Origin of the sequence: Rubrivivax gelatinosus (assembly GCF_004340905.1) — a bacterium.
GTDB lineage: Bacteria > Pseudomonadota > Gammaproteobacteria > Burkholderiales > Burkholderiaceae_C > Rubrivivax > Rubrivivax gelatinosus.
This window is the reverse complement of record NZ_SLXD01000004.1, coordinates 130,369-150,536: the sequence shown is the minus strand read 5'-3', so window position 1 is coordinate 150,536 and position 20,168 is coordinate 130,369. Positions and strand designations below refer to the sequence as shown.

Here is a 20,168-nt window from a genome sequence, read left to right as displayed (position 1 = left end):
ACACTCAGCCACTAACAACTCATTGGATGGCTGGGGCGAATAATCTGACGCTCGCGACACCCACCAGGGCCCCAAAGATACAAGACGCCAGCCCGTTATTTTGGCCTGTAATTTGAGAGCGACCCCAACCTCAGGATGTGTAGCGACTGCCAGTGCACCGCCCGATTTCGACCACGCATCGATCCAGAGGTGCGCTTCCGTTCGCCACGGTGCGCTGAGTTTGGCGCCACATTCGGCTCGCGCCCAGGCCATGAGTTCAGAACGGTTTCGAAGGCCAGACATTGGGCCCACCCAAAATGGACGCGCCCAAGCGACACTGAGCGAAACGGCTAGTCGACCTCTCCATCGCGGAGGCTCGGGCAGTAGGCTCCAAGCTCTTGAAATGCATTCCTCAAGAGCCAGTCCCCCTCTTTCATAGCTAAGCGCCGCATTCTTGCCGTCGGCGTACACTACGGCGGCGCCTCGCCTGCCAAAATAGAGGCGAGTGTTCAAGCCGCGCCACCTATGACCCGCTCGACCTCAGTCGCGGTAGTGCGACCGTCGCTGACGTGAGCAAGGCCTTGTGCCAATAGGCCGCGAACGTTCCGCCGCACAGAGTGAGCGCGGAGTGCCGACAAAGGGGCGCCAGTGACCACGAGATCGCGCAGTTCGTCGTCCATAACATGGATTTCAGCGACCACAAATCTTCCTTTGTAGCCGGTTCCGCGACAGCTATCACAGCCTTTCCCGTGCAACTCCTCAATCAAACTGCATCCGACGGTATGCGCGAGGTATGTTGTATTGTCATCCACCCTTCGCGGTTCCGCACAATCCGGACAAACCTGGCGCAATAGACGCTGAACCACAACACCATTGAGTGCCGACATAAGACCAAACATGTCGATTCCAAAATGCCGGAAGCGCCCGATGACGTCCCCTACTCCGTTGGCATGAACGGTAGTAAATACCTGGTGCCCAGTCAAGGCAGATTGAACTGCAATCTCGGCGGTTTCGGCGTCGCGAATTTCACCTATCAATATTCGATCTGGGTCATGCCGCAGAATTGATCGCAGGCCACGCGCAAATGTGAGCCCCTTTCGCTCATTGACAGGAATCTGCAGGACCCCGGGCAATTCATATTCAACAGGATCCTCGATCGTTATAATCTTTTCCAGGCCGTTATTTATTTCACTAAGCGCAGCGTATACAGTTGTCGTCTTGCCGCTCCCAGTGGGGCCGGTTACCAAGAGCATTCCGCTCGGACTGAATGCCAGTGATCGGATGGAACGTGCGGCGTCAGCCTGGAACCCCAACGTATCTAGAGATACAACGGATTGTGCTCTCCACTGGGCCTTATCCAAAAGACGGAGGACAGCATCCTCGCCATGGACACTTGGCATAATTGAAACGCGAAGGTCAATCTCTGACCCATCGACGTTTAAACGAATTCGACCGTCCTGCGGCGTTCTTCTCTCCGTAATATCAAGTGCGGCAAGCACCTTAATTCGAGAGATTACCTGCCGGGCAAGCTCGCTGCCGTTCAAACGAGCCAAGGCGGTCAAAACACCGTCCATTCTCACTCTAACGATGACGCCATCACGTCCGCATTCAAAATGGAGATCGCTGGCTCCAGATCGAAAACCATTGCGCATGGCGTCATCGACAAAGCTGACCACCGGACCACCACCGCCATCGCCAACCGCTCCCATTCGCGACGACTCGACGCCGACCTGGCCCAACAGCCGGTCAATTTGTTGGCGGTCAGCCAGTGCGACACGCGGCCACGCCCCGAGTGACTCAGCAATTATTTCTAATACTCCACCTACCCAAGGATCCTCGAGCGCCAACACATAGACACCGTCGCTTTGCTTCAAGAGTGCAGAGCGAGTCTCTAACGCCCGACTTAAGGGCCATGTCTTTTCATCGAGACGAAAGCCCTCCGGGTCGCCCCCCAGATCCTCAAGCAGCACGATTCCTGCCGCTTCCTCAAGCGTCGTCTTGAGTGCTGCCCTATCGGGCACACAATTCCTCAACAGGTCAAGCAGACACTTTCCTTCTTCCTTAGACTGAGCCCGAACTGAATTTAACCTGGACCCAAGCTCAAGCCCTACCACTTGGTTCATCGGCCAACTCCAACCTGCCCGGCAATATCGAATATTGGCATATACATCACGACCACAATTCCGCCAATCAGGAGAGCCACCAAAAGCAGAAGAAGCGGCTCTATTATCTTAGTTGCTCGATCAACAAAGATTGAGAAGCTCTCTCTGTGCCTGTCGGATATAGTTTGAAGAACCACGTGAAAGTTACCAGTTCTCTCCCCAACGGAGAGCAGACGAGATGAGACAGCATCCGCCAATCCCGCGCGATAAAATACCTGACCGATCGGCAGCCCACGTGAAATCTCGTCGTAAACGTCAATAAGGCGCTGATGAATAGCGTCTGCGATCGCCGTCTTTGCGCATACATCCAGAGCCTCGTGTAGCGGATACCCTCCCCGCATCATTAGGCCCAATGCGTGATACAACTGGGCTAGTTGATAGTGCTGAATCTGACGCGCGAGCCATGGAAGCCGGCGCATTATTAGATGACCGCACTTCACCAGCATCCCAAGACGATGCGCAAGAGCGACCACAATACCCGTGGCCGCAAGAACGAAAAAAACAGGCAGCGGATGCGTAGTTAGGAATTTACTTAGCCCAACAACCAGTTTAGTTGCACCACTTAACATCGCGGAAGGCAACTCCGCGTACATTGCAGCAAACCTAGGTATCACGAATACCAACAATGCAATAATTATAATCACTCCAAGGGCCGTCACCAGCGCCGGATATATGGCGGCACTCGTGACTTGACGCCTGAACCGATCAACCATTTCGTGATAGCGCAAGTACTCATCGAGAGACTCGCCGAGATTCCCACTTTGTTCTGCTGCAGCAACACTGGCCACAAGCACAGGTGGATATCCAGATACTCGACTCATCGCGCTGGATAGTGGATGACCGGCTCTCAACTCCTGCAGCAAAGATGACTGCACCAGCTCTCGTCGACTCCCGGCATCGGCCGCCACAGCCATTGTCTCCATAGCTTCAACGACAGTCATGCCGGAGTAAACAAGCGAGCGCAGCTCGCCACACCACCAAGCAACCTCACTGCGCTGTCTCGGAGTTGCGGCCAGCCGCGTAACGCGCTCAGCGCGAACAGTCAAAATCGCTTCAGCGTTACCAGATAGTTTTAGGCGCGCGTCCGCGTCGTTGGCGGCAAAGATTCGGATTTCTTGTACCGAACCCTGGCGGACGACGCGAACGGTATAAGGCCTGGACGCCATCACAGATTAGAATCGGTGTCGTCGGAATGCCGACCATTTATAGTGTTGGACGCAGATGCCAGACGCGCTGCTCGCGGTCGCAGCGCCATATGACCTATCCGTCTTCGCAAGGCGCCTCAGCAGTCTCACTTGCTGAGTTCCGCGTCGGCTGCACGGCTCGCCAAGGAAACGCTGGCGATGAACCGAATCGCGTTTCTGTCTGGACTGCCGATTGGGGAGTTTCTGCGCTGCTTCAGCACCGAGGAGCAAGGCGTGTCGGCGGTCGAAGCTGCGCGCTGGCCCAACATCTTTGCCTGCGCTCGTTGCAGCATCCATGCGCGCTGTGCGATGCGACATCAGGGCCGCCGAGTGCTGCAGGGCAATCGCATGCGTTCCATAGAAGGCGCGCACCACAACTCCAAGCTCGCAAGTACACGGACGCGTACCTTGCCGGCTTCGTCTGACGCTTCCGCCGCGTTCTTGGCCTCAAGGGCCTCTTCGTGCGTCTCGTTATCGACGTCGTCTCCGCCGCGCCGAGAGCTCTCAAGGTCATCACGCAGGCAGACGATCATCTTTATCAGGCCGCCTGTCGATAATTGCCATTATGTGGCGAATTTAATATATACACTTTCCGCCACTTCTTCAGACTTAGTAGGGAACCCGAGCAGCTCGTATGCAGGGGCATTCTCGGTGTGCACGCTCGGGTTATTGCGCTCACTCATCCCTCCACGGGTGGATGGAGCCTGAGTGCGCTGATAAGAGGGCTACGTGGTTTGACGGTAGACCTTTGGACTACGGGCGCAGGTTGTTATAGGACGACCGCAGCGCTCGCCCGATGCTTCGGCTCGCTGGAACATCGCCAGAATCCAGCGCCCGAGCTGAGCCCCATCGTTCCTAGAGTGTGTTCATCACCCCAGCTGACGAACCCTCTGGAGGACGGCAGTGCACCAGCGACTCCCCGATGGCGAACGGCGACCTTCCCCGCTCGCACACGCCAGTTCGACGCGCAGTCTGACGGTCCGTGCCGCGGCACTGGCCTGCGCAGCCGCATCCCTCGCTGCCGGGCCCCAGCAGGCCAAAGCCCTCGACGGCTGCCTCGTCCTCCTCTGCCTCGCGGCCCCCAACTGGCACGCCATCCCCCAGTGCGTGCCGCCAATCCACCAGCTCTTCCACGACCTGCGCCGCGGGCGGCCCTTCCCGACCTGCGACATGGCCGGTCCTGGCAACTCTTCGAATCACCGCTGGGCGAGCGCGCCGGCCTTCTGCCCGCCGCAGTACACCCACGAGGTCTCGGGCGAGAGCGGCACCGAGTACGTTTGCGACTACAGCGGCGCGATCTCGGTCCAGGTGGACGGCCAGCTCTGGAGCCGTACCTGGTGGAACCGGGGTGACAGCGTCACCGAGTTCACCGACGCCGCGAAGGCAGGGCTCCAGGAATGGAACACGCGATTCGATGAAGACCTCGCGCGCTGGAAGGCGAGCCAGCCGCCCGAGGCGCCGTCATGCGACTGCTGAGCGCTCGCCATGCAGACCGCCGACCTCGCCGCGCTCGTGCTGGCCTGCGCCCCGCAGGTCCATCCGGCCACGGCATTGGCGCTGATCGCCACGGAGAGCGGCGCCAACCCCAACGCGATCGGTGTGGTGGGCGGCCGGCTGGTCCGGCAGCCCCGGCACCGGCAGGAAGCTCTGGCCACCATCGGCCGTCTGGAGCGCGGCGGCTGGGACAACAGCGTCGGGCTCGCCCAGATCAACCGCCGCAACTTCGCACGGCTGGGCCTCGACGCAGCGTCCGCGCTCGACCCCTGCGCCAACCTGGCCGCCATGCAGACCGTGCTGTCCGAGTGCTACGGCCGCGCCTCTCGTCCAGACGTCACCGGGCAGCGCGCACTGCGCAAGGCGCTGTCCTGCTACTACAGCGGCGACTTCAGCACCGGATTGCGTCACGGCTACGTGCGCAAGGTCGTCGGCGCCGCAGCCGCATCCCCTTCTCTCCCCGTCAGCACCTCGAAGGAGTCGCCATGAAGTCTCGCCTCGTTCCGGTCCTGCGTCGCCAAGCCGTCCTGGCGGCAGCGCTGCCCGCCGCCGCGTTCGCGCAAGGGTTCGAGAAGATCAACACGACGGTCACCAACGTCAACACGATCCTGGTGACGATCTCGATCGCCGTCGTGACCATCGCGATCATCTGGGCCGGCTTCAAGATGATCTTCCAGGGCGCCCGGCTCGCCGACGTCGCGAACGTGCTGATCGGCGGCACGCTCGTCGGTGGCGCCGCGGCCTTCGCCAGCTACATCGTCGCCTGAGGCCGACGATGGTCGCCGAACCGATCTACAAGGGCGCGACGCGCCCGGCGATGAAGCTGGGCATCCCGCTCGTGCCGCTGGTGCTGCTGGCCGGCACCTCGATGCTGCTGGTGCTCTGGGGCAGCATCCTGGTCAGCTGGTGGCTGGCACTCGCCGTCGTTGCGGCGGTGGCCCCCGTGCTCGTCTGGATGCGCTATGTCACGCGGCGCGACGACCAGCGCTTCCGCCAGATCTTCGTCTCCATCCGCCTGCGGCTGCACGACCGCAACCGCCGTCACTGGGCCGGGCGCAGCTACTCGCCTACCGTCTACCGGGGAGGCCGCGATGCGTGGCATGCCTGAGACCTGGCTTCGGCGGCCGCCACCGCCGCCCCGCCCTGCTCCGCTGCAGCCGCGCCTGTGGAAGCAGGCGCTGGCCGAGCATCCGCTGGCGCGCGTCGTGCCGTTCTCATCGCTGGTAGGGCCGCACGATGTCATCACGCGCGGCGGCGACTACCTGCGCATCTGGCGCCTGGAAGGCGTGCCATTCGAGTGTGCCGAGGAAAGCGTCGTGACCGAGCGCCACGAGGCGATGTGCAGCCTGCTGCGCAACCTGGCCGGCGGGCAGTGGGCGGTGTGGATGCACCGCCTGCACCGGAGGGTGCATGACGCCCTGGCAGACCCGGCGCAGCCGGGCTTCGCCCGCCTGCTGTCGCAGGCCTACCAGGCGAAGCTCGCCGAGCAGCCGATGATGAGCAACGAGGTCTACCTGACGCTGGCCTACCGGCCGCAGGCTTCCAAGGTCGGGCGCGCGCTGCAGTCGACCCGGCGCTCGCGTGAGCAGATCGCGGGCGCGCAGGCCGAGGCGCTGCGCGTCATCGAGGAGAAGGCCGCGCTGGTGGAACGCACGCTGCGGGGCTTCGGCCCGCGCTGCCTGGGCGAGCGCGTTCAGCATGACCGCTGCTACAGCGAGGTCGCCGAGTTCCTAGGCCTGCTGGTCAACGGCCACTGGCGGCCCGTGCCACGGGCGGCCGGCCCGCTGTTCCGCACGCTGCCGGTCACGCGGCTCACCTTCGGCGGCGACAAGCTCGAACTGCGGCACGGCGGCGACGTGCGCTACGCGGCGCTCGTCGACATCAAGGAGTACGCCGACGACGTGCAGCCCGGCATCCTGGACACGCTGCTCTACGAGGACAGCGAGTTCATCGAGACGCAGAGCTTCTCGATCCTGCCGCGGCGCGAAGCGCTGCGTGCGCTCGACCTGCAGCGCAGCCAGCTCGTCGCCAGCGACGACGTCGTCGAGAGCCAGATCGCCGACATGGACGTCGCCATCAACGACCTCGGCGACGGCCAGTTCTGCATGGGCGAGTACCACTACAGCCTCGTCGTCTTCGGCTCCGACGTGGCGGACGCCGGCCGCCGCGCCGCGCGTGCCGTCGGCGCGGTGGGCGAGGCGTCCAGCCTGCAGATGGCCCCGGTCGACCTCGTGGCCGATGCCGCCTGGTTCGCGCAGATGCCGGGCAACTGGCAGTGGCGCCCGCGCGAGGCCAAGCTGTCGTCGCGCGCGTTCGCGGCGCTCGCCGCCGCCCACAACTTCCCGCGCGGCAAGCGCGACGGCAACCCCTGGGGCGAGGCGCTGGCGCTGATGCGCACGCCCTCCGGCCAGCCCTTCTACCTGAACCTGCACAGCAGCCCGGAAGGCGAGGACTCGTTGGACCGCAAGCTGCCCGGCAACACGCTGCTGATCGGCTCCACGGGTGTCGGCAAGACGACGCTGGAGATGTTCCTGCTAGCGCTGACGCGCAAGTGGCAGCCCGCGCCCCGGCTGGTGCTGTTCGACCTCGATCGCGGCTGCGAGATCGCGATGCGTGCGCTCGGCGGGCGCTACTTCACGCTCGAAGCCGGCACACCGACCGGCTGCAACCCGCTGCAGCAGGAGCCGACGCCGGCGCGGCTGCAGTTCTGGCAGCAGCTCGTGCGCACCTGTCTGGAGACGCCCGCCCTGCCGCTGCTGCCGGCCGACGAACGCGCCATCGCCGACGCGGTGCAGGCCGTGGCGCTGATGCCGCGCGCGCTGCGCCGCTTCTCCACGCTGCGCCAGAACCTGCCGAAGGCCGGCGCCAACAGCCTGCACGACAGGCTGGCACGCTGGTGCCAGGGCGGTGCGCTCGGCTGGGTGTTCGACGAAGCCGACGACCGCCTCGGCGACCTGCAGGACACCGCGATCGTGGGCTTCGACACGACCGAGTTCCTGGACCTGCCGGAGGTGCGCACGCCGGTCATGCTGTACCTGCTCGACGTCATGGAAGGTCTGGTCGACGGGCGGCGCCTGATCTACGTGATCTCGGAGTTCTGGAAGGCGCTCGACCACCCGATCTTCAGCGACTTCGCCAAGCAGAAGCAGAAGACGATCCGCAAGCAGAACGGCCTGGGCATCTTCGACACGCAGAGCCCGTCCGACGTGCTGCGCCACTCGATCGGCCGGACGATGGTCGAACAGAGCGTGACGAAGATCTTTCTCGCCAACCCCGAGGCGGTGCGCGAGGAATACGTCGACGGCTTCGGCCTCAGCGAGGCGGAGTACGAGATCGTGCGCACCTTGGGCGCGCGCGGTGGCCGGCGCTTCCTGGTCAAGCAGGGCCACACCAGCACGCTGTGCGAGCTGGACCTGTCCGGACTGGACGACTTCGTCACCGTGCTCTCGGCCACCACCGACAACGTCGCGCTGCTCGACGAGCTGCGGGCGCAGCTTGGTGACGATCCGTTTCGCTGGCTCCCCGAACTGCAGCGCCGGGTCCACGATCGACGTCTTCAGGCATCGAGGAGCCGGTCATGAAGCATCTCGCACTGTTCGTTCTTCTCGCCGGCTTCTCGGCAGCCGCTCCGGCCCTGGCCCAGTACGTCAAGGGCAACGAGGCGGTGCGCTTCGGCCGCCCCGAGACCCCGCCGCTGCTGAAGTCGATGAGCCGCATGCCGGCCTGCGCGGCAGACGCCGGCTGCCATGCCGGGCCCTGGCACATGGTCGAGACCGCCGACGGGCTGCGCGAATGCACCGAGCCGACGGCGCGGCCGGGCACCTGCCGGCCGTCCAGCTACGGCAGCCGCAAGCTGGCGCGGCTGTGGGTCGTCAAGCGCGGCACCACCTGGCAGTGGTGCCAGTACCCCGACATGGGCAGCCGCTGCGTCGACATGCACGCTCGGCCGCCGGCCAACCTGCTGGTGGCCGTCGTCCAGTGACGGCGGCAGCACGGAGGACGCACGATGTTCACCTGGCTCGGCTCCCAACTCGACACGCTGCTCGGCGGCTACGTGCTCGGCGTCGTCTCGGCGCTGGCCAGCGCGCTCGCGCCGCTGGCACTCACCGTGTTCACGCTCTGGGTGCTGCTGTTCGGCTGGGCGGTGCTGCGCAACGAGGTGCCCGAGACCCTGCCCACCTTCCTGTGGAAGGTCGTGCGCATCGGCTTCGTCTTCGCGTTCGCGCTACAGGCGGGTTTCTACGTCGGCAATGTCGCCGACACCGCCAACGGCCTGGCGATGGGCGTCGCGTCGACCTTCGTGCCGGCCGGCGCCGACCCCGCCGTCGTCAGCTCGCCCTACGCGCTGCTGGACCAGTTCAACGACCGGGCCAGCGAGCAGGTGTCGGACATCATGAAAGAGGCCAGCATCTTCCGGCTGGACCTGCTGTTCGCGGCCGGGGTGTTCTCGCTCGGGTCGGTGGTCTTCCTCTGCATCACGCTGTTCGTCGTGTCGCTGTCCAAGGTCTTCCTCACCTTCGTCATCGCGGTGGGCCCGCTGTTCATCCTGTGCCTGGCGTGGCGGCCAACGCAGCGCTTCTTCGACAGCTGGCTGTCGATGCTGCTGAACGCCGTCGTGCTGACCTGGTTCGCGTTCTTCGCGCTGGGCATCAGCACCTTCGCGGGCAACCAGATCTTCCAGGCCATCAACTCCGGCGGCGGCTTCCTGGGCGAGGCGTTCAACGTGCTGTCGGAAGCCACGCGCTACTGCATCGTGATGATCCTGATGGGCATCGTCTGCTTCCAGGCGCCGGGGCTGGCGGCGGCGCTCACCGGCGGAGCCGCGGTGCAGCAGGGCGTGCACATGCTGCAGAACGTGCTGATGGTGGCGGGCCTGCGCTCGGTGGCCGCCTCCCGTGGCGGTGCACCGGCCGCGCTCGCCAACACCGTGCGCGCCGGCGGCGGTCTGGCCCACACGGCCGGCCGCGCCGCACGCTCGGCCGCGCGCGCGCTGCGCACTCCCGCCGGACACGCCGCCCCACGGCTGCCCGCCTATCGCCTCGCCGCCCAGCGCGGCGCTGCCTGACCCGTCCTTGAAGGAGTCCCGCATGAACCCGTTCAAGCGCCTCGTCCTCGCCCTCACGGTCGCCTCGGCGCCGCTGGCCAGCCACGCTCAAGGCATCCCGGTCTTCGACCGCGCCAACCTCGCGCAGTCGATCGAACAGGTCCTGCACGCCGTGACGCAGATCGAGAACCAGCTTCAGCAGATCACCGAGCTGCAGCACCAGCTCGGCAGCATGAACGGCTACCGGGGCCTGGGCACGATCGCCAGCGACCCGGCGTTGAACGACTACGTGCCGCCCGACGCCCCCGCCCTGCTGGGTGCGGTGCAGAGCCGGGGCTACGCCGGCCTGACCGGCACCGCGAAGGCGTTGCGTGACGCCGGCCTGGTCTACAACTGTGAGGACCTGGCCGGCGACGCCCGCATCCGCTGCCAGGCCGACCTCGCCCGGCCGTACCAGCACAAGGGGCTGCTGCAGGACGCGATGGGCGCCGCCAACGGCCGCATCGCGCAGATCCGCACGCTGATGTCCCAGGTGGACGCGACCACCGACCAGAAGGGCGCGCTGGAGATCCAGTCGCGCATCGGCGCCGAAAACGCCCAGCTCGCGCACGAGCTGACGCGCATCCAGATGCTGCAGGCCATGGCCGACAGCGAGGAACGCATCCAGCGCTCGCGTGACCGCGAACGCCAGTACGAGACGCTCGGCCGCACGGGCCGGGTGTCCGCCTACCTGCCCTAGCAGCCCCCAGGAGACGCCCCATGAAAGCAGTGCCCGGCCTGGGCAAGGCCGCTGCATGGCCGGATGACGCCGGCACGGCCGCTCCCGAGGCGGCCGACGATGCCGCCTACCGCGCCAACCGCGACTGGGAACTCGACCGCGCGCTGATGCTGGAGCGTTCGGAGCGCCGTGCCTGGCGCGTGGCCTGGGTGGCCGCGGCCTTCGGCGTCATCGGCATCGCGGCGGTGTTCGTGCAGGGGCCGCTGCGCCGCATCGTCGAGATCCCGATCGTGGTCGACCGCCTCACCGGCGAGACGACGATTCAGCAGCGCCTGGACGTCGAGACCATTCCCCGTCTCGAAGCGCTGGACAAGCACAACCTCGCGACCTTCGTGCGGGCGCGCGAGGGCTACAGCTGGATGTGGCTGCAGCGTGACTTCGACCAGGTCGCGCGCATGGCCGTGCCGACCGTGTTCGCCGACTACACGCGGCTGTTCGAGGGCGACGGAGCGCTGCAGAAGAAGATCGGCGCCACCGAGGAGTGGCGCATCGAGATCGTCGGCGTGCGCCTGTCGCCCACCGGCCGCAGCGGCAACCGCGGCGAAGGCACGGTGACCTACGAGAAGGTCGTCCGGCTCACCGAACGCGCCCTGCCCGACGTGACGACGCGCCACGTCGCCAGCATCGTCTACGAGTACCAGCCGCAGGTGCTGGCCCGCGAGCGCGACCGGCTGGAGAACCCGTTCGGTTTCGTCGTCACCGCATACCGTTCCGATCCGGAGATCGCCACGACCGGAGGCAAGCCGTGAGCCGCCGTTGCTTGCTCTGGCTCGTGTGCTCGCTGCTGGCTGTCTCCGTCGCGGCCCCGGCCACCGCGGCCGACGCGCGCTTGCGCACGGTGGTCTACGACGCGAACGCCGTGGTCACGGTCCCGGTGCGCCGCGGTGTCGTCACGCACGTGCTGCTTGGCGAAGACGAGGTGCTCCAGCAGCTCGCGGCCGGCCAGGGCGGCGACTGCAGCAAGCCCGAGGCCCTCTGGTGCATCACGGCCCAGGCCGGCGACCGCAGCATCTTCGTGAAGCCGAAGGCGGGCGCCGCCGTACCGAACAACGTCGCCGTCGTGAGCGACCGCCGCACGCACGCGTTCCGCTTCGTCGTCCTGGCCGATCAGGACCGGCGGGAGCCCGTCTACCGGCTCCTGGTGACGCCTCCGGCGTCGATCAGCCCGTCGCGTGCGGGCAGCGCCAGCGCGCAGGCAGCGCCGCCGCCGCTTTCCGATCCGCCCTCCGATGCCGAGCGTCTGCAGGAGCGCCTGTCGGCAGCCCCCGAAGTGGTCAACACCTCGTACTCGATCGCCGAAGGCCGGGGCTCGTCCGACATCGTGCCCACGCTGGTCTTCGACGACGGGCGGTTCACCTACTTCCGCTTCCCAGGCAATCGCGAAGTGCCGGCGGTCTTCCATGTGCTCGGCGACGGCAGCGAGACGCTGGTCAACAGCCGCATGGAGGGCGAACTGCTGGTCGTCGACCGCGTCAGCCGGCTGCTGAAGCTGAGAGCCGGCAGCGCCGTCGTAGGCGTCTGGAACGACGCCTTCGACCTGGACGGCCACCCGCCCGTCGACGGCACCACGGTGCCCGGCGTGGCGCGGGTCCTGAAGTCGCCCGGCGAACCGACCCGCGAGCCCGAGACAGGAGAGCGGCCATGACGAACGACGCCAAGCACACGCCGCCTGCATCCGACCCGGCCGAGCCGGAGGATGGCCGCGTGCAGCCGCTGCCGGGTGAGCCCGGCATCCCGAACGTCGCCACGGCACGAGGCCCGTCGATGTCGAAGAAGGGGCTGCTCGCGGTCGCCCTGCTGGTCGTCTCGCTGGTGACGGTGTTCGGCGTCTCGATCGCGCGCTTCGGCGCGGGCGGAGCGACGTCGGGCGAACCCAAGCAGGCACCGGCCGCGAACCGGCCATCGGCCGCCACGGCGGAGCCGAAGCGTCTGGACCTCGCGACACGGCCGGCATCGCCCAGCTCCCAGGCCGGCCATCTGGTGCCGGCGATCGACCCGGCGGCCGATCTGCCGGCGGAGCCGATCGGCGTCCGCCGAACGGGGGACACCCGTGCGGTGGATGGCGCGTCTCGGGCGGCGGCGCCCGAGGACGCCCCCGTCCTGCTGGTGACGAGCCGCCCCTCCGAGGCCCCACGAACGGCGGCACCCACTTCGGAGGGACACCCCGAGGAGGGCCCGCTCGACGAGACGCGCCGCAATCTGGACGCCTACCAGCGCCAGCTCCGCGAGCTGATGCGCTCGCTCGACCCGTCGGCGCCCTCCTCGGCAGGCTCCCCGATGGGGGGCCTGCTCGGGAGTGCCTCCGCTCGGGTGCCCCCGAACGCAGGCACCACGAAGGGCCCCCTCTTCGGAGGCCAGCTTGAAGGCTCGACCACACCGCGGGTGGCCGCCGGCACCTTGGCAAACCGCAGCCTGACCCTGCCCAAGGGCACCGCCTTCACCTGCGCGCTCAAGACCCGCGTCATCAGCGCGACCTCGGGCATGGTGGGCTGCCAGGTGCAGCGCAACGTCTACGGCGACGACGGCCGCGTGCTGCTGATCGAGCGCGGCTCGCATCTGGACGGCGAGTACCGCATCAATGCCGTGCGGCCCGGCATGGTGCGCATCCCCGTGCTGTGGACGCGCATCCGCACGCCGCATGGCATCACCGTGGACGTCGAGTCGCCCGGCACCGGTCAGCTCGGCGAGTCCGGCATCGAAGGTCATGTCGACAACCGCTGGGGCGAACGCATCGGCGCCGCGATGCTGCTGTCGCTGATCGACGACTCGGTGCAGCTCGTCGTCCAGAACCAGACGAGCCAGCGTGACGCCGACACGATCGTGCTGCCGTCGACCACCGGCAACACCAGCAAGCTGGCCGAGAAGGTGCTGGACAGCACCATCAACATCCCGCCGCTGATCTACCAGAACCAGGGCGGCATCGTCGGCATCTACGTCGCACGCGACGTCGACTTCTCGTCGGTCTACGAGTTGCGGCCCGGCGGGCCGCTGGAGCCGCGGTGATGCACGCCGCCCTCGAAGCCACCCGTCGCGACGGTGCCGCCTGGAACGGCGACGCCACCTCGGTGACCGAGTTCCTGCGGCCGCTGCAACAGCACCTGGACGCGCCCGGCGTGCTGGAGGTCTGCATCAACCGGCCCGGCGAACTGCTGGTCGAGACCGGCGGCGGCTGGCGCACCCTGCCGGCGCCCGAGATGACGCTGGAACGCTGCCTGTCGCTGGCCACCGCGGTGGCCACCTGGACCGACCAGCAGGTCAACCAAGAACGCCCTCTGCTGTCGGCCACGCTACCGGGGGGCCAGCGTGCGCAGTTCGTCATCCCGCCAGCGGTGACGCGCGGGACGGTCTCCATCACGATCCGCCGCCCGGCCGACGTCATCCGGACGCTGGACGACTTCGACCGCGAAGGCCTGTTCGCCAGGGCGGCGCCCCCAGAAGGGGAACGCGCCCGGCGGATGCAACCCTTCGAGCAGCGGCTGCTGGAACTGCAGAGCCGCGGTCACTGGGCCGACTTCCTGCGCCTCGCGGTGCGGGAGCGTCAGACCATCGTCGTCAGCGGCCGAACCGGCTCGGGCAAGACGAGCCTGATGAAAGGCCTGTGCGAAGAGGTGCCACGCCACGAACGGCTGGTGACCATCGAGGACACGGCCGAACTGGAGCTGGCAGGCCACACGAACGCCGTCCACCTCTTCTACAGCAAGGACGCGCAGGGCACCGCGCGCGTGAGCGCGAAGTCGCTGCTGGAGGCCTGCCTGCGCATGCGGCCCGACCGCATCTTCCTTGCCGAGCTGCGCGGCGAAGAGTGCTTCTCCTTCGTGCGGCTGGCGGCGTCGGGGCATCCAGGCAGCATCACCACCGCCCACGCGGGAAGCTGCGCACTCGCGCTGGAACAGATGGCCTTGATGATCCGCGAGAGCGGCGCCGGCGGCGGGCTGCGCATGGACGAGATCAAGCAGCTGCTCTCGATGGTCGTCGACGTGATCGTGCAGATCGAGCACGACGAGCGCGGCCGGCATGTCTCCGAAGTGCGGTACCAGCCGAGGGCGTTGCGGCTGGCCAGCGGTACGGCTGCCTTGGGAGGCGGTCAATGAACGGCGCGCTGGCCCGCTGGTCCCGTGCGCGGCTTGTGGCCGCGGTCACCTTCGGCGTCGTGACGATCTCGCTGCTGGGTGCGCTGGCGCTGCATGCCTCGGCCGCGCTCTTCCTGCTGCTGAGCGGCGCGGACGTGCGCCAGGCCCGCCCGCTGGCCTACCTGGACTACTGGCGGCTCTACGGCGACGACGCGGTGCTGCGCCGCCGGCTGGTCGTAGCCGGCACGGGCGCAGCCGCCGCCGGCTTCGTCGTGCTGCCTGCAGCGGTGCTCGCCGCCATGCGTCGCAAGCGGCCTCTGCACGGCGCCGCCCGATTCGCGAACGGTGCCGAGATCGCGGCGGCGGGTCTGCTCGCCACGCCGGCCTCCGGCCCGGCCATCCTGGTGGGTCGGTTCGGCCGGCGCTACCTCTCACTGCCCGGACAGCTCTCAGTGATGCTCTCGGCGCCCACGCGCAGCGGCAAGGGCGTCGGCATCGTCATCCCGAACCTGCTGAACTGGCCGGACTCGGTCATCGCACTCGACATCAAGGGTGAGATCCACTCGATCACGGCGGGCTTCCGGGTCGCCTGCGGACAGGCCGTCTACGCCTTCTCGCCGTTTGACGAGCAGGGCCACAGCCACCGCTGGAACCCGCTGTCGCATGTGCGCACCGGCCCGCTGCACCGCATCGGCGACCTGCTGGAGATCGGCCAGGTGCTCTATCCCAGCGACGGCGGCCACACCTCGTCGGAAGCCTTCTTCAACGACCAGGCGCGCAACCTGTTCCTCGGGCTCGGGCTGCTGCTGCTGGAGAGCCCCGACCTGCCTCGCACGATCGGCGAGATGCTGCGCCAGTCCTCCGGCCAGGGGCGCTCGCTGCGCGAGCACCTCAACGACACCCTCCGCGGGCGGCGGGAAGCAGACAACCCGCTGAGCGACGAATGCGCCGATGCGCTGCAGCGGCTGCTGGGCAACTCCGACAACACGCTCTCCAGCATCGTCGCGACCTTCAATGCGCCGCTGACGATCTTCGCCGATGCGGTGGTCGACGCCGCCACCAGCGCCGACGACTTCGACCTGCAGGACCCGCGCCGCCGCCGCATGTCGGTCTACGTGCGCGTGCCGCCGCACCGGCTGGCCAGCGCACGGCCACTGCTCAACCTGTTCTTCTCGCAGGTCGTCAGCCTGAACACGCGCACCCGGCCCGAGGAGGACGGCTCACTGCGCTACCAGTGCCTGCTGGTGAACGACGAGTTCACCGCGATGGGCCGCGTCGGCATCCTGACCAGCGCGGCGGCCTTCCTGGCCGGCTACAACGTGCGCCTGCTGACGGTGGTGCAGGCGATGTCGCAGCTCGACGCCGTCTACGGCGACAAGGAAGCGCGCACCTTCGCGACGAACCACGGCCTGCAGATCCTCTACGCCCCGCGCGAACAGCGCGACGCCGACGAGTACAGCGCCATGCTCGGCACCTTCACCGAGCGCGCGACCTCGCGCGGGCGCAGCCGCGCGCTGGGCATGCGCAGCCACACGACGGTGAGCCGCAACGAGAGCGACCAGCGCCGCCCGCTGCTGCTGCCGCAGGAGTTCAAGGAACTGGGCAGCGAACGCCTGGTGCTGATCCTGGAGAACTGCAAGCCGGTGCTGGCCGACAAGATCCGCTACCACCGCGAGCCGGTGTTCCGCGACCGGCTGCGCCCCGCGCCGGCCGTGCCGGCGATGGACGTCGAACTGCATCTCGCCCGCGTGCAGCGCCGCGTGAGCGAAGCGCCCGAGGAGATGGGTCCGGACGACGGCTTCTCGCTGGAGCAGCTCGCGCACGACTTCTCGTCAGTGCCCCCGCTCGCGGAAGACGCCGGGCCGGAAGAGATCGGCGGAGTCGTCGACGCCTTCTTCGCCCAGACGCGCGTGGCGAAGGCTGCCGCCGGAGGCGAGATCGAGCAGGTGATCTGCGAATGACGCCAAGGAGGAACCACATGCGCCCCGCCCTCATCGCAATCGCGCTCACTGCCACGGTGATGGCCGGCTGCGGCTCATCGCCGCCGCGGCCGCCCGAAGCGGACGAAGCCAGCCGGCGCCCGGCCAACACGGCTGCCGCCGTCGAGCTGCAGGCTTGCCGCAGCAGCCTGCAGAACAGCCGGATCGCTGCCACGGAGGCCCGGCGCGAAGCTGACGTTGTCCGCACCCAGGCCGTGCTGATGCAGGCGCGCGCCGCCGCTGCGACGCCACCCGCAGCCAACGCGATCTTCGTGCTGCGGTTCCGCCCCGGCAGCAGCGACCTGGACCTGTCGCCCGACGAAGCGCGCCAGATCGCCGAGGCCGCACGCGACGCACCGCTGGTGGTGCTGCGGGGCCGCACCGACGGCACCCGGGAGAGCGCTGCCGAGAGCCGTGTCGCGCGAGCACGTGCCGCGGCCGTTCAGGCGTGGCTGGTGCGGGCCGGGGCGGACCCGGCCCGAATCCGGGCCACCTGGCAGCCCGTTGGCGACCACGCGGGAGACAACGGCATGGAGACCGGGCGGGCGCTCAACCGCCGGGTCGAGATCGAGATCTACCGGACCGCGCCGCGGTTCGTCACCGCCGGCCAACCGGCAAACCCGTGAGCTTCAACGCGTGCAGCGCACGCCAGCGAGGTGAACATGGACCAGGACAGCACCACCGGGCGCGACCGAGGCGGCAGCGTCGAACCCGCAGACCGCGCCGCCATCGCGAAGGCACGCGCCCAGACGCCGCCACAGCGAGGCGAGACCTACGAACTGCGTGACCCGCTCAACGAGACGACCTATCGAACGCCAACGATGAAGGAGATCGTCGCGCACGCCGACCGGCTGCAGGCCACGCGCATCGTCGCCGTGGGCCAAGACGGCTCGCGCACGCCGATCCACAAGATCGGCGGCCACTGGGAGCGGCAGCCGACGCTGCGCCCTCAGCCGCCGGCGCCGGAGCAAGCCGTCAGCGACGAGGCAGGAACCACCGGCAAGCGCGCCGCCCCGCGCGAGACCGCAGGCCGCGACACACCACCGCAGACTGAGACCCGCAAGCCTGCCACCGCGCCGACGGCCCGCGATGAACTGGAGGCCCTGCGCGCGGCACGTGCCGCCGAGATCGAGGCCGGCCTCAACGAGCGCTACGTCGTCAAGCACGCGACGCTGACCGGGGACCTGACGCCGCTGCGCCGGACCGAGTACCGCTTCCGTGGCGACGTGCAGCGCGTGGCCTTCACCGAGACAGCCTTCAAGCTGACCACCGACCAGGACCACCCTTCTGTCGCGCGGTCGATGGTCGACGTCGCCGAAGCGCGCAACTGGAAGGCGCTGCGCGTCACCGGCAGCGACACGTTCAGGCGCCAGGTCTGGATGGAAGCCACGGTGCGCGGTGTGCGAGCACTGGGTTACGAGCCAGACGCTGCCGATCTGCAGCTGGTGCAGCGCGAGCGCGAGGCCCGCCAGCACAACCGCATCGAGCCCGCGCGGGAACAGGCGACCTCGCCGGCCGAAGCCTCTGCCGAAGGCGCCAAGGCCAAGGGCAACACGGGCCGCGGCGGCGGTGGCCGCAAGGCGGTGCTCGCCGCGCTGGAAGCCGTGCTCGTGGACCGCAAGGTTCCACCGAAACAGCGCGCCGCCGTGATGGCCGCCGCCGAACAGAACCTCGCCAGGCGGATGCGTGACGGCGAGACGCACCGGGTGAAGGTCTACGACGCGCAGGCGCCGTCGCGGCGCACGGAACCCAAGCCGACGCGAGATCCGTCGCGCGTGCCAGCCGTGGAGCGCGCCTTCACGCAGCCGACGAGGTGAGGCGATGCACGCGGCAATCGGGGCCGTGGCGGGCAGGCGGCCGATCTATGCGGGGCTGCAGGAGGCGATGGCAGCCGGACACCATCGCGACGACCGGCCGCTGTGTCTGTGCGTGCCAGGCGGCGTGCCGATGTACCTGGCCCGGCATAGCGCCCGCCTGCTGGTCAAGCGCATGCCGCTGTCGGGCTGGCAGCACGCGCCGGACTGCCCGCACCACGAGCCGGGGCCGGAGCGCGGCCACCGCGGCAGGGACGCCGCTTCCACTGCTGCGGGGGTCACGCCCGGCGTATCGAAGCCCGCTTCGGCATCTCCAGGTCTGCCGGGAGGGACCGCCGACCAGCACGAGGAACTCGCCCCTGGCAACCGCATCTCGCTGCTCGCGCTGCTGCACGAGCTTTGGACGCGCGCCGAGCTGACCCGCTGGCATCCGGGCTTCGCAGGCAAGCGCCACTGGGGCGTCGTTCGCCGACACCTGTTGCTGGCCGCCCGGCAGACGCGCACGTACACCGGCATGCTCGCCGAGCGCCTGTACGTGCCGGAGGTCTTCAACGTTGCACGCGAGGACCAGATCCGCGAGCGGCGTGAGGCCCGATGGCGGTCGATGAGCGGCCTCGGCAGCGAGTTGCCCTTGATGGTGGTGATCGGCGAGATCAAGGCGCTACGCCACCCCGGCGGCTTCGTCGAGGTCTGGCTGAAGCATCTGCCGGACCGCCCGTTCGCCCTGCGCGAAGCGGCCTTTCGATCCGCGGAAGCCAGGTTCGGTGACGAGCTTGCCCTGTGGCGCGCTCACGCGGACGTGCACCTGGTCGCCGCGGCGACCGCGGTCGCTGCCACCGCAGGACCACCGGCACTGCTTGAGCTTGCGCTGATGGCGTGCAGCTCGGGGTGGATCCCGGTGGCAAACGAGGACGAACGGACCTTCTTCGACAAGCTTGTCGCCGAGGACAAGCGCTTCGAGAAGATCCTGGACCCGGTGCGCGTCACCCGCGATGCCCCCGTTGCGCAATCAGCCGCGCGGAGGACGGCGGAGATGACCACCGAGCGCCAGGCCGAAGCCAAGACCCCGTAGCATCTCGCGCAATGGCACTGGGAAATCGGACGTTGGAACTTCTGCCGGAATCGGAAGAGATGGGCACCGCCGCGCGCGAGCGCGCCGCCCGAGAGGTCCGTGAGCTTGTGAGCCGCTACCGGATCAGCGAGACGGACCTTCGCCGGGTGCTGCACGAAGTCGAGCGGGAGCGGGAGAAGCAGGCGCTGATCGAAAGCCGCAAGGCCGAGCAGGCGCACCGACTTGCCCGAGAGCGCGCCCTGCATGTCGCCCGACAACTGGTCGAGTTCTGGCGCATCGAACCGCGAGAACTCGCCGGGCGCCTGTCAAGCCCAACTCAACCGGACGCGATGCCGGCCGTCAAGTACCGGCACCCGGTCACCGGTGAGTCGTGGAACGGGATGGGTGCGCAGCCTGAATGGCTTCGCCGGGCGCTCGGGAAGGAAGGCTATCGCGTCGCGGAGCTTCGCGCGGACTCTTCAACAGCGGCAGAAGACTCCTGAGCCCGGGCTCGGAGCGACGAACAGCGGTTCCGTCGAAGACTCGCCGACGCAGGTCTGCGACATCCCTCTCCAACTGACGAGCGACCACTGCGGGCGGGTGACTGACAGGT

19 protein-coding genes are annotated in these 20,168 nt (G+C 67.8%); 17 read left to right on the top strand and 2 right to left on the bottom strand.

Annotated features, from left to right (window positions below):
* Positions 1 to 488 precede the first annotated feature (488 nt).
* Positions 489 to 2,102 carry a GspE/PulE family protein gene (locus tag EV684_RS07980; protein WP_132645945.1) on the bottom strand — a complete coding sequence of 538 codons (1,614 nt, stop codon included), beginning with the start codon at positions 2,100 to 2,102 and terminating at the stop codon, positions 489 to 491.
* Positions 2,099 to 3,307, bottom strand: a complete 1,209-nt coding sequence (locus EV684_RS07975; protein WP_132645943.1) for a type II secretion system F family protein — start codon at positions 3,305 to 3,307, stop codon at positions 2,099 to 2,101. The genes EV684_RS07980 and EV684_RS07975 overlap by 4 nt, the downstream gene beginning before the upstream one ends.
* Before the next feature lie 921 nt (positions 3,308 to 4,228).
* On the opposite strand from EV684_RS07975, the gene EV684_RS07970 reads away from it, so the two are divergent.
* The 17 genes from EV684_RS07970 to EV684_RS07890 all read left to right on the top strand — a co-directional run bounded on the left by EV684_RS07970 (position 4,229) and on the right by EV684_RS07890 (position 20,058).
* Positions 4,229 to 4,801, top strand: coding sequence for a hypothetical protein (locus tag EV684_RS07970; protein ID WP_243651104.1), 573 nt, complete (start codon positions 4,229 to 4,231; stop codon positions 4,799 to 4,801).
* Between the two features lie 9 nt (positions 4,802 to 4,810).
* Positions 4,811 to 5,308: a lytic transglycosylase domain-containing protein gene (locus EV684_RS07965; RefSeq protein WP_132645941.1), complete on the top strand. Its 498-nt coding sequence runs from the start codon at positions 4,811 to 4,813 to the stop codon at positions 5,306 to 5,308.
* Positions 5,305 to 5,586: a TrbC/VirB2 family protein gene (locus tag EV684_RS07960; RefSeq protein ID WP_132645939.1), complete on the top strand. Its 282-nt coding sequence runs from the start codon at positions 5,305 to 5,307 to the stop codon at positions 5,584 to 5,586. Before EV684_RS07965 ends, EV684_RS07960 begins: the two co-directional genes overlap by 4 nt.
* An 8-nt stretch (positions 5,587 to 5,594) precedes the next feature.
* A complete protein-coding gene (locus EV684_RS07955; protein WP_132645937.1) occupies positions 5,595 to 5,927 on the top strand; it encodes a type IV secretion system protein VirB3 in 333 nt (110 codons plus the stop codon).
* Complete coding sequence (locus EV684_RS07950; protein ID WP_132646315.1) at positions 5,920 to 8,400, top strand: VirB4 family type IV secretion/conjugal transfer ATPase; 2,481 nt, start codon at positions 5,920 to 5,922, stop codon at positions 8,398 to 8,400. The genes EV684_RS07955 and EV684_RS07950 overlap by 8 nt, the downstream gene beginning before the upstream one ends.
* A complete protein-coding gene (locus tag EV684_RS07945; protein ID WP_132645935.1) occupies positions 8,397 to 8,801 on the top strand; it encodes a hypothetical protein in 405 nt (134 codons plus the stop codon). Before EV684_RS07950 ends, EV684_RS07945 begins: the two co-directional genes overlap by 4 nt.
* 24 nt (positions 8,802 to 8,825) lie before the next feature.
* Positions 8,826 to 9,884 (top strand): type IV secretion system protein, encoded by a 1,059-nt coding sequence (locus EV684_RS07940; protein ID WP_132645933.1) that lies wholly within the window; start codon positions 8,826 to 8,828, stop codon positions 9,882 to 9,884.
* Positions 9,885 to 9,906: 22 nt separating this feature from the next.
* Positions 9,907 to 10,602, top strand: a complete 696-nt coding sequence (virB5, locus tag EV684_RS07935) for a P-type DNA transfer protein VirB5 (protein WP_132645931.1) — start codon at positions 9,907 to 9,909, stop codon at positions 10,600 to 10,602.
* A gap of 20 nt (positions 10,603 to 10,622) precedes the next feature.
* Positions 10,623 to 11,390, top strand: a complete 768-nt coding sequence (locus EV684_RS07930) for a virB8 family protein (protein ID WP_132645929.1) — start codon at positions 10,623 to 10,625, stop codon at positions 11,388 to 11,390.
* An 89-nt stretch (positions 11,391 to 11,479) separates the two neighbouring features.
* Positions 11,480 to 12,286, top strand: a complete 807-nt coding sequence (locus tag EV684_RS07925) for a TrbG/VirB9 family P-type conjugative transfer protein (RefSeq protein ID WP_243651114.1) — start codon at positions 11,480 to 11,482, stop codon at positions 12,284 to 12,286.
* Complete coding sequence (virB10, locus tag EV684_RS07920) at positions 12,283 to 13,644, top strand: type IV secretion system protein VirB10 (protein WP_132645925.1); 1,362 nt, start codon at positions 12,283 to 12,285, stop codon at positions 13,642 to 13,644. Before EV684_RS07925 ends, virB10 begins: the two co-directional genes overlap by 4 nt.
* Complete coding sequence (gene virB11 / locus EV684_RS07915; protein WP_132645923.1) at positions 13,644 to 14,732, top strand: P-type DNA transfer ATPase VirB11; 1,089 nt, start codon at positions 13,644 to 13,646, stop codon at positions 14,730 to 14,732. The genes virB10 and virB11 overlap by 1 nt, the downstream gene beginning before the upstream one ends.
* A complete protein-coding gene (locus EV684_RS07910; protein WP_132645921.1) occupies positions 14,729 to 16,672 on the top strand; it encodes a type IV secretory system conjugative DNA transfer family protein in 1,944 nt (647 codons plus the stop codon). The genes virB11 and EV684_RS07910 overlap by 4 nt, the downstream gene beginning before the upstream one ends.
* Before the next feature lie 17 nt (positions 16,673 to 16,689).
* Positions 16,690 to 17,316 (top strand): OmpA family protein, encoded by a 627-nt coding sequence (locus tag EV684_RS07905; protein ID WP_132645919.1) that lies wholly within the window; start codon positions 16,690 to 16,692, stop codon positions 17,314 to 17,316.
* Positions 17,317 to 17,352: 36 nt separating this feature from the next.
* Complete coding sequence (locus EV684_RS07900) at positions 17,353 to 18,507, top strand: LPD7 domain-containing protein (protein ID WP_132645917.1); 1,155 nt, start codon at positions 17,353 to 17,355, stop codon at positions 18,505 to 18,507.
* A gap of 4 nt (positions 18,508 to 18,511) precedes the next feature.
* The gene (locus tag EV684_RS07895; protein ID WP_132645915.1) at positions 18,512 to 19,576 is read left to right on the top strand and encodes a DUF1173 family protein; all 1,065 of its coding nucleotides are present in this window, start codon (positions 18,512 to 18,514) and stop codon (positions 19,574 to 19,576) included.
* Between the two features lie 32 nt (positions 19,577 to 19,608).
* Entirely contained in the window at positions 19,609 to 20,058 is a 450-nt protein-coding gene (locus EV684_RS07890; RefSeq protein WP_242478519.1) for an H-NS family nucleoid-associated regulatory protein, read from the top strand.
* Positions 20,059 to 20,168 lie beyond the last annotated feature (110 nt).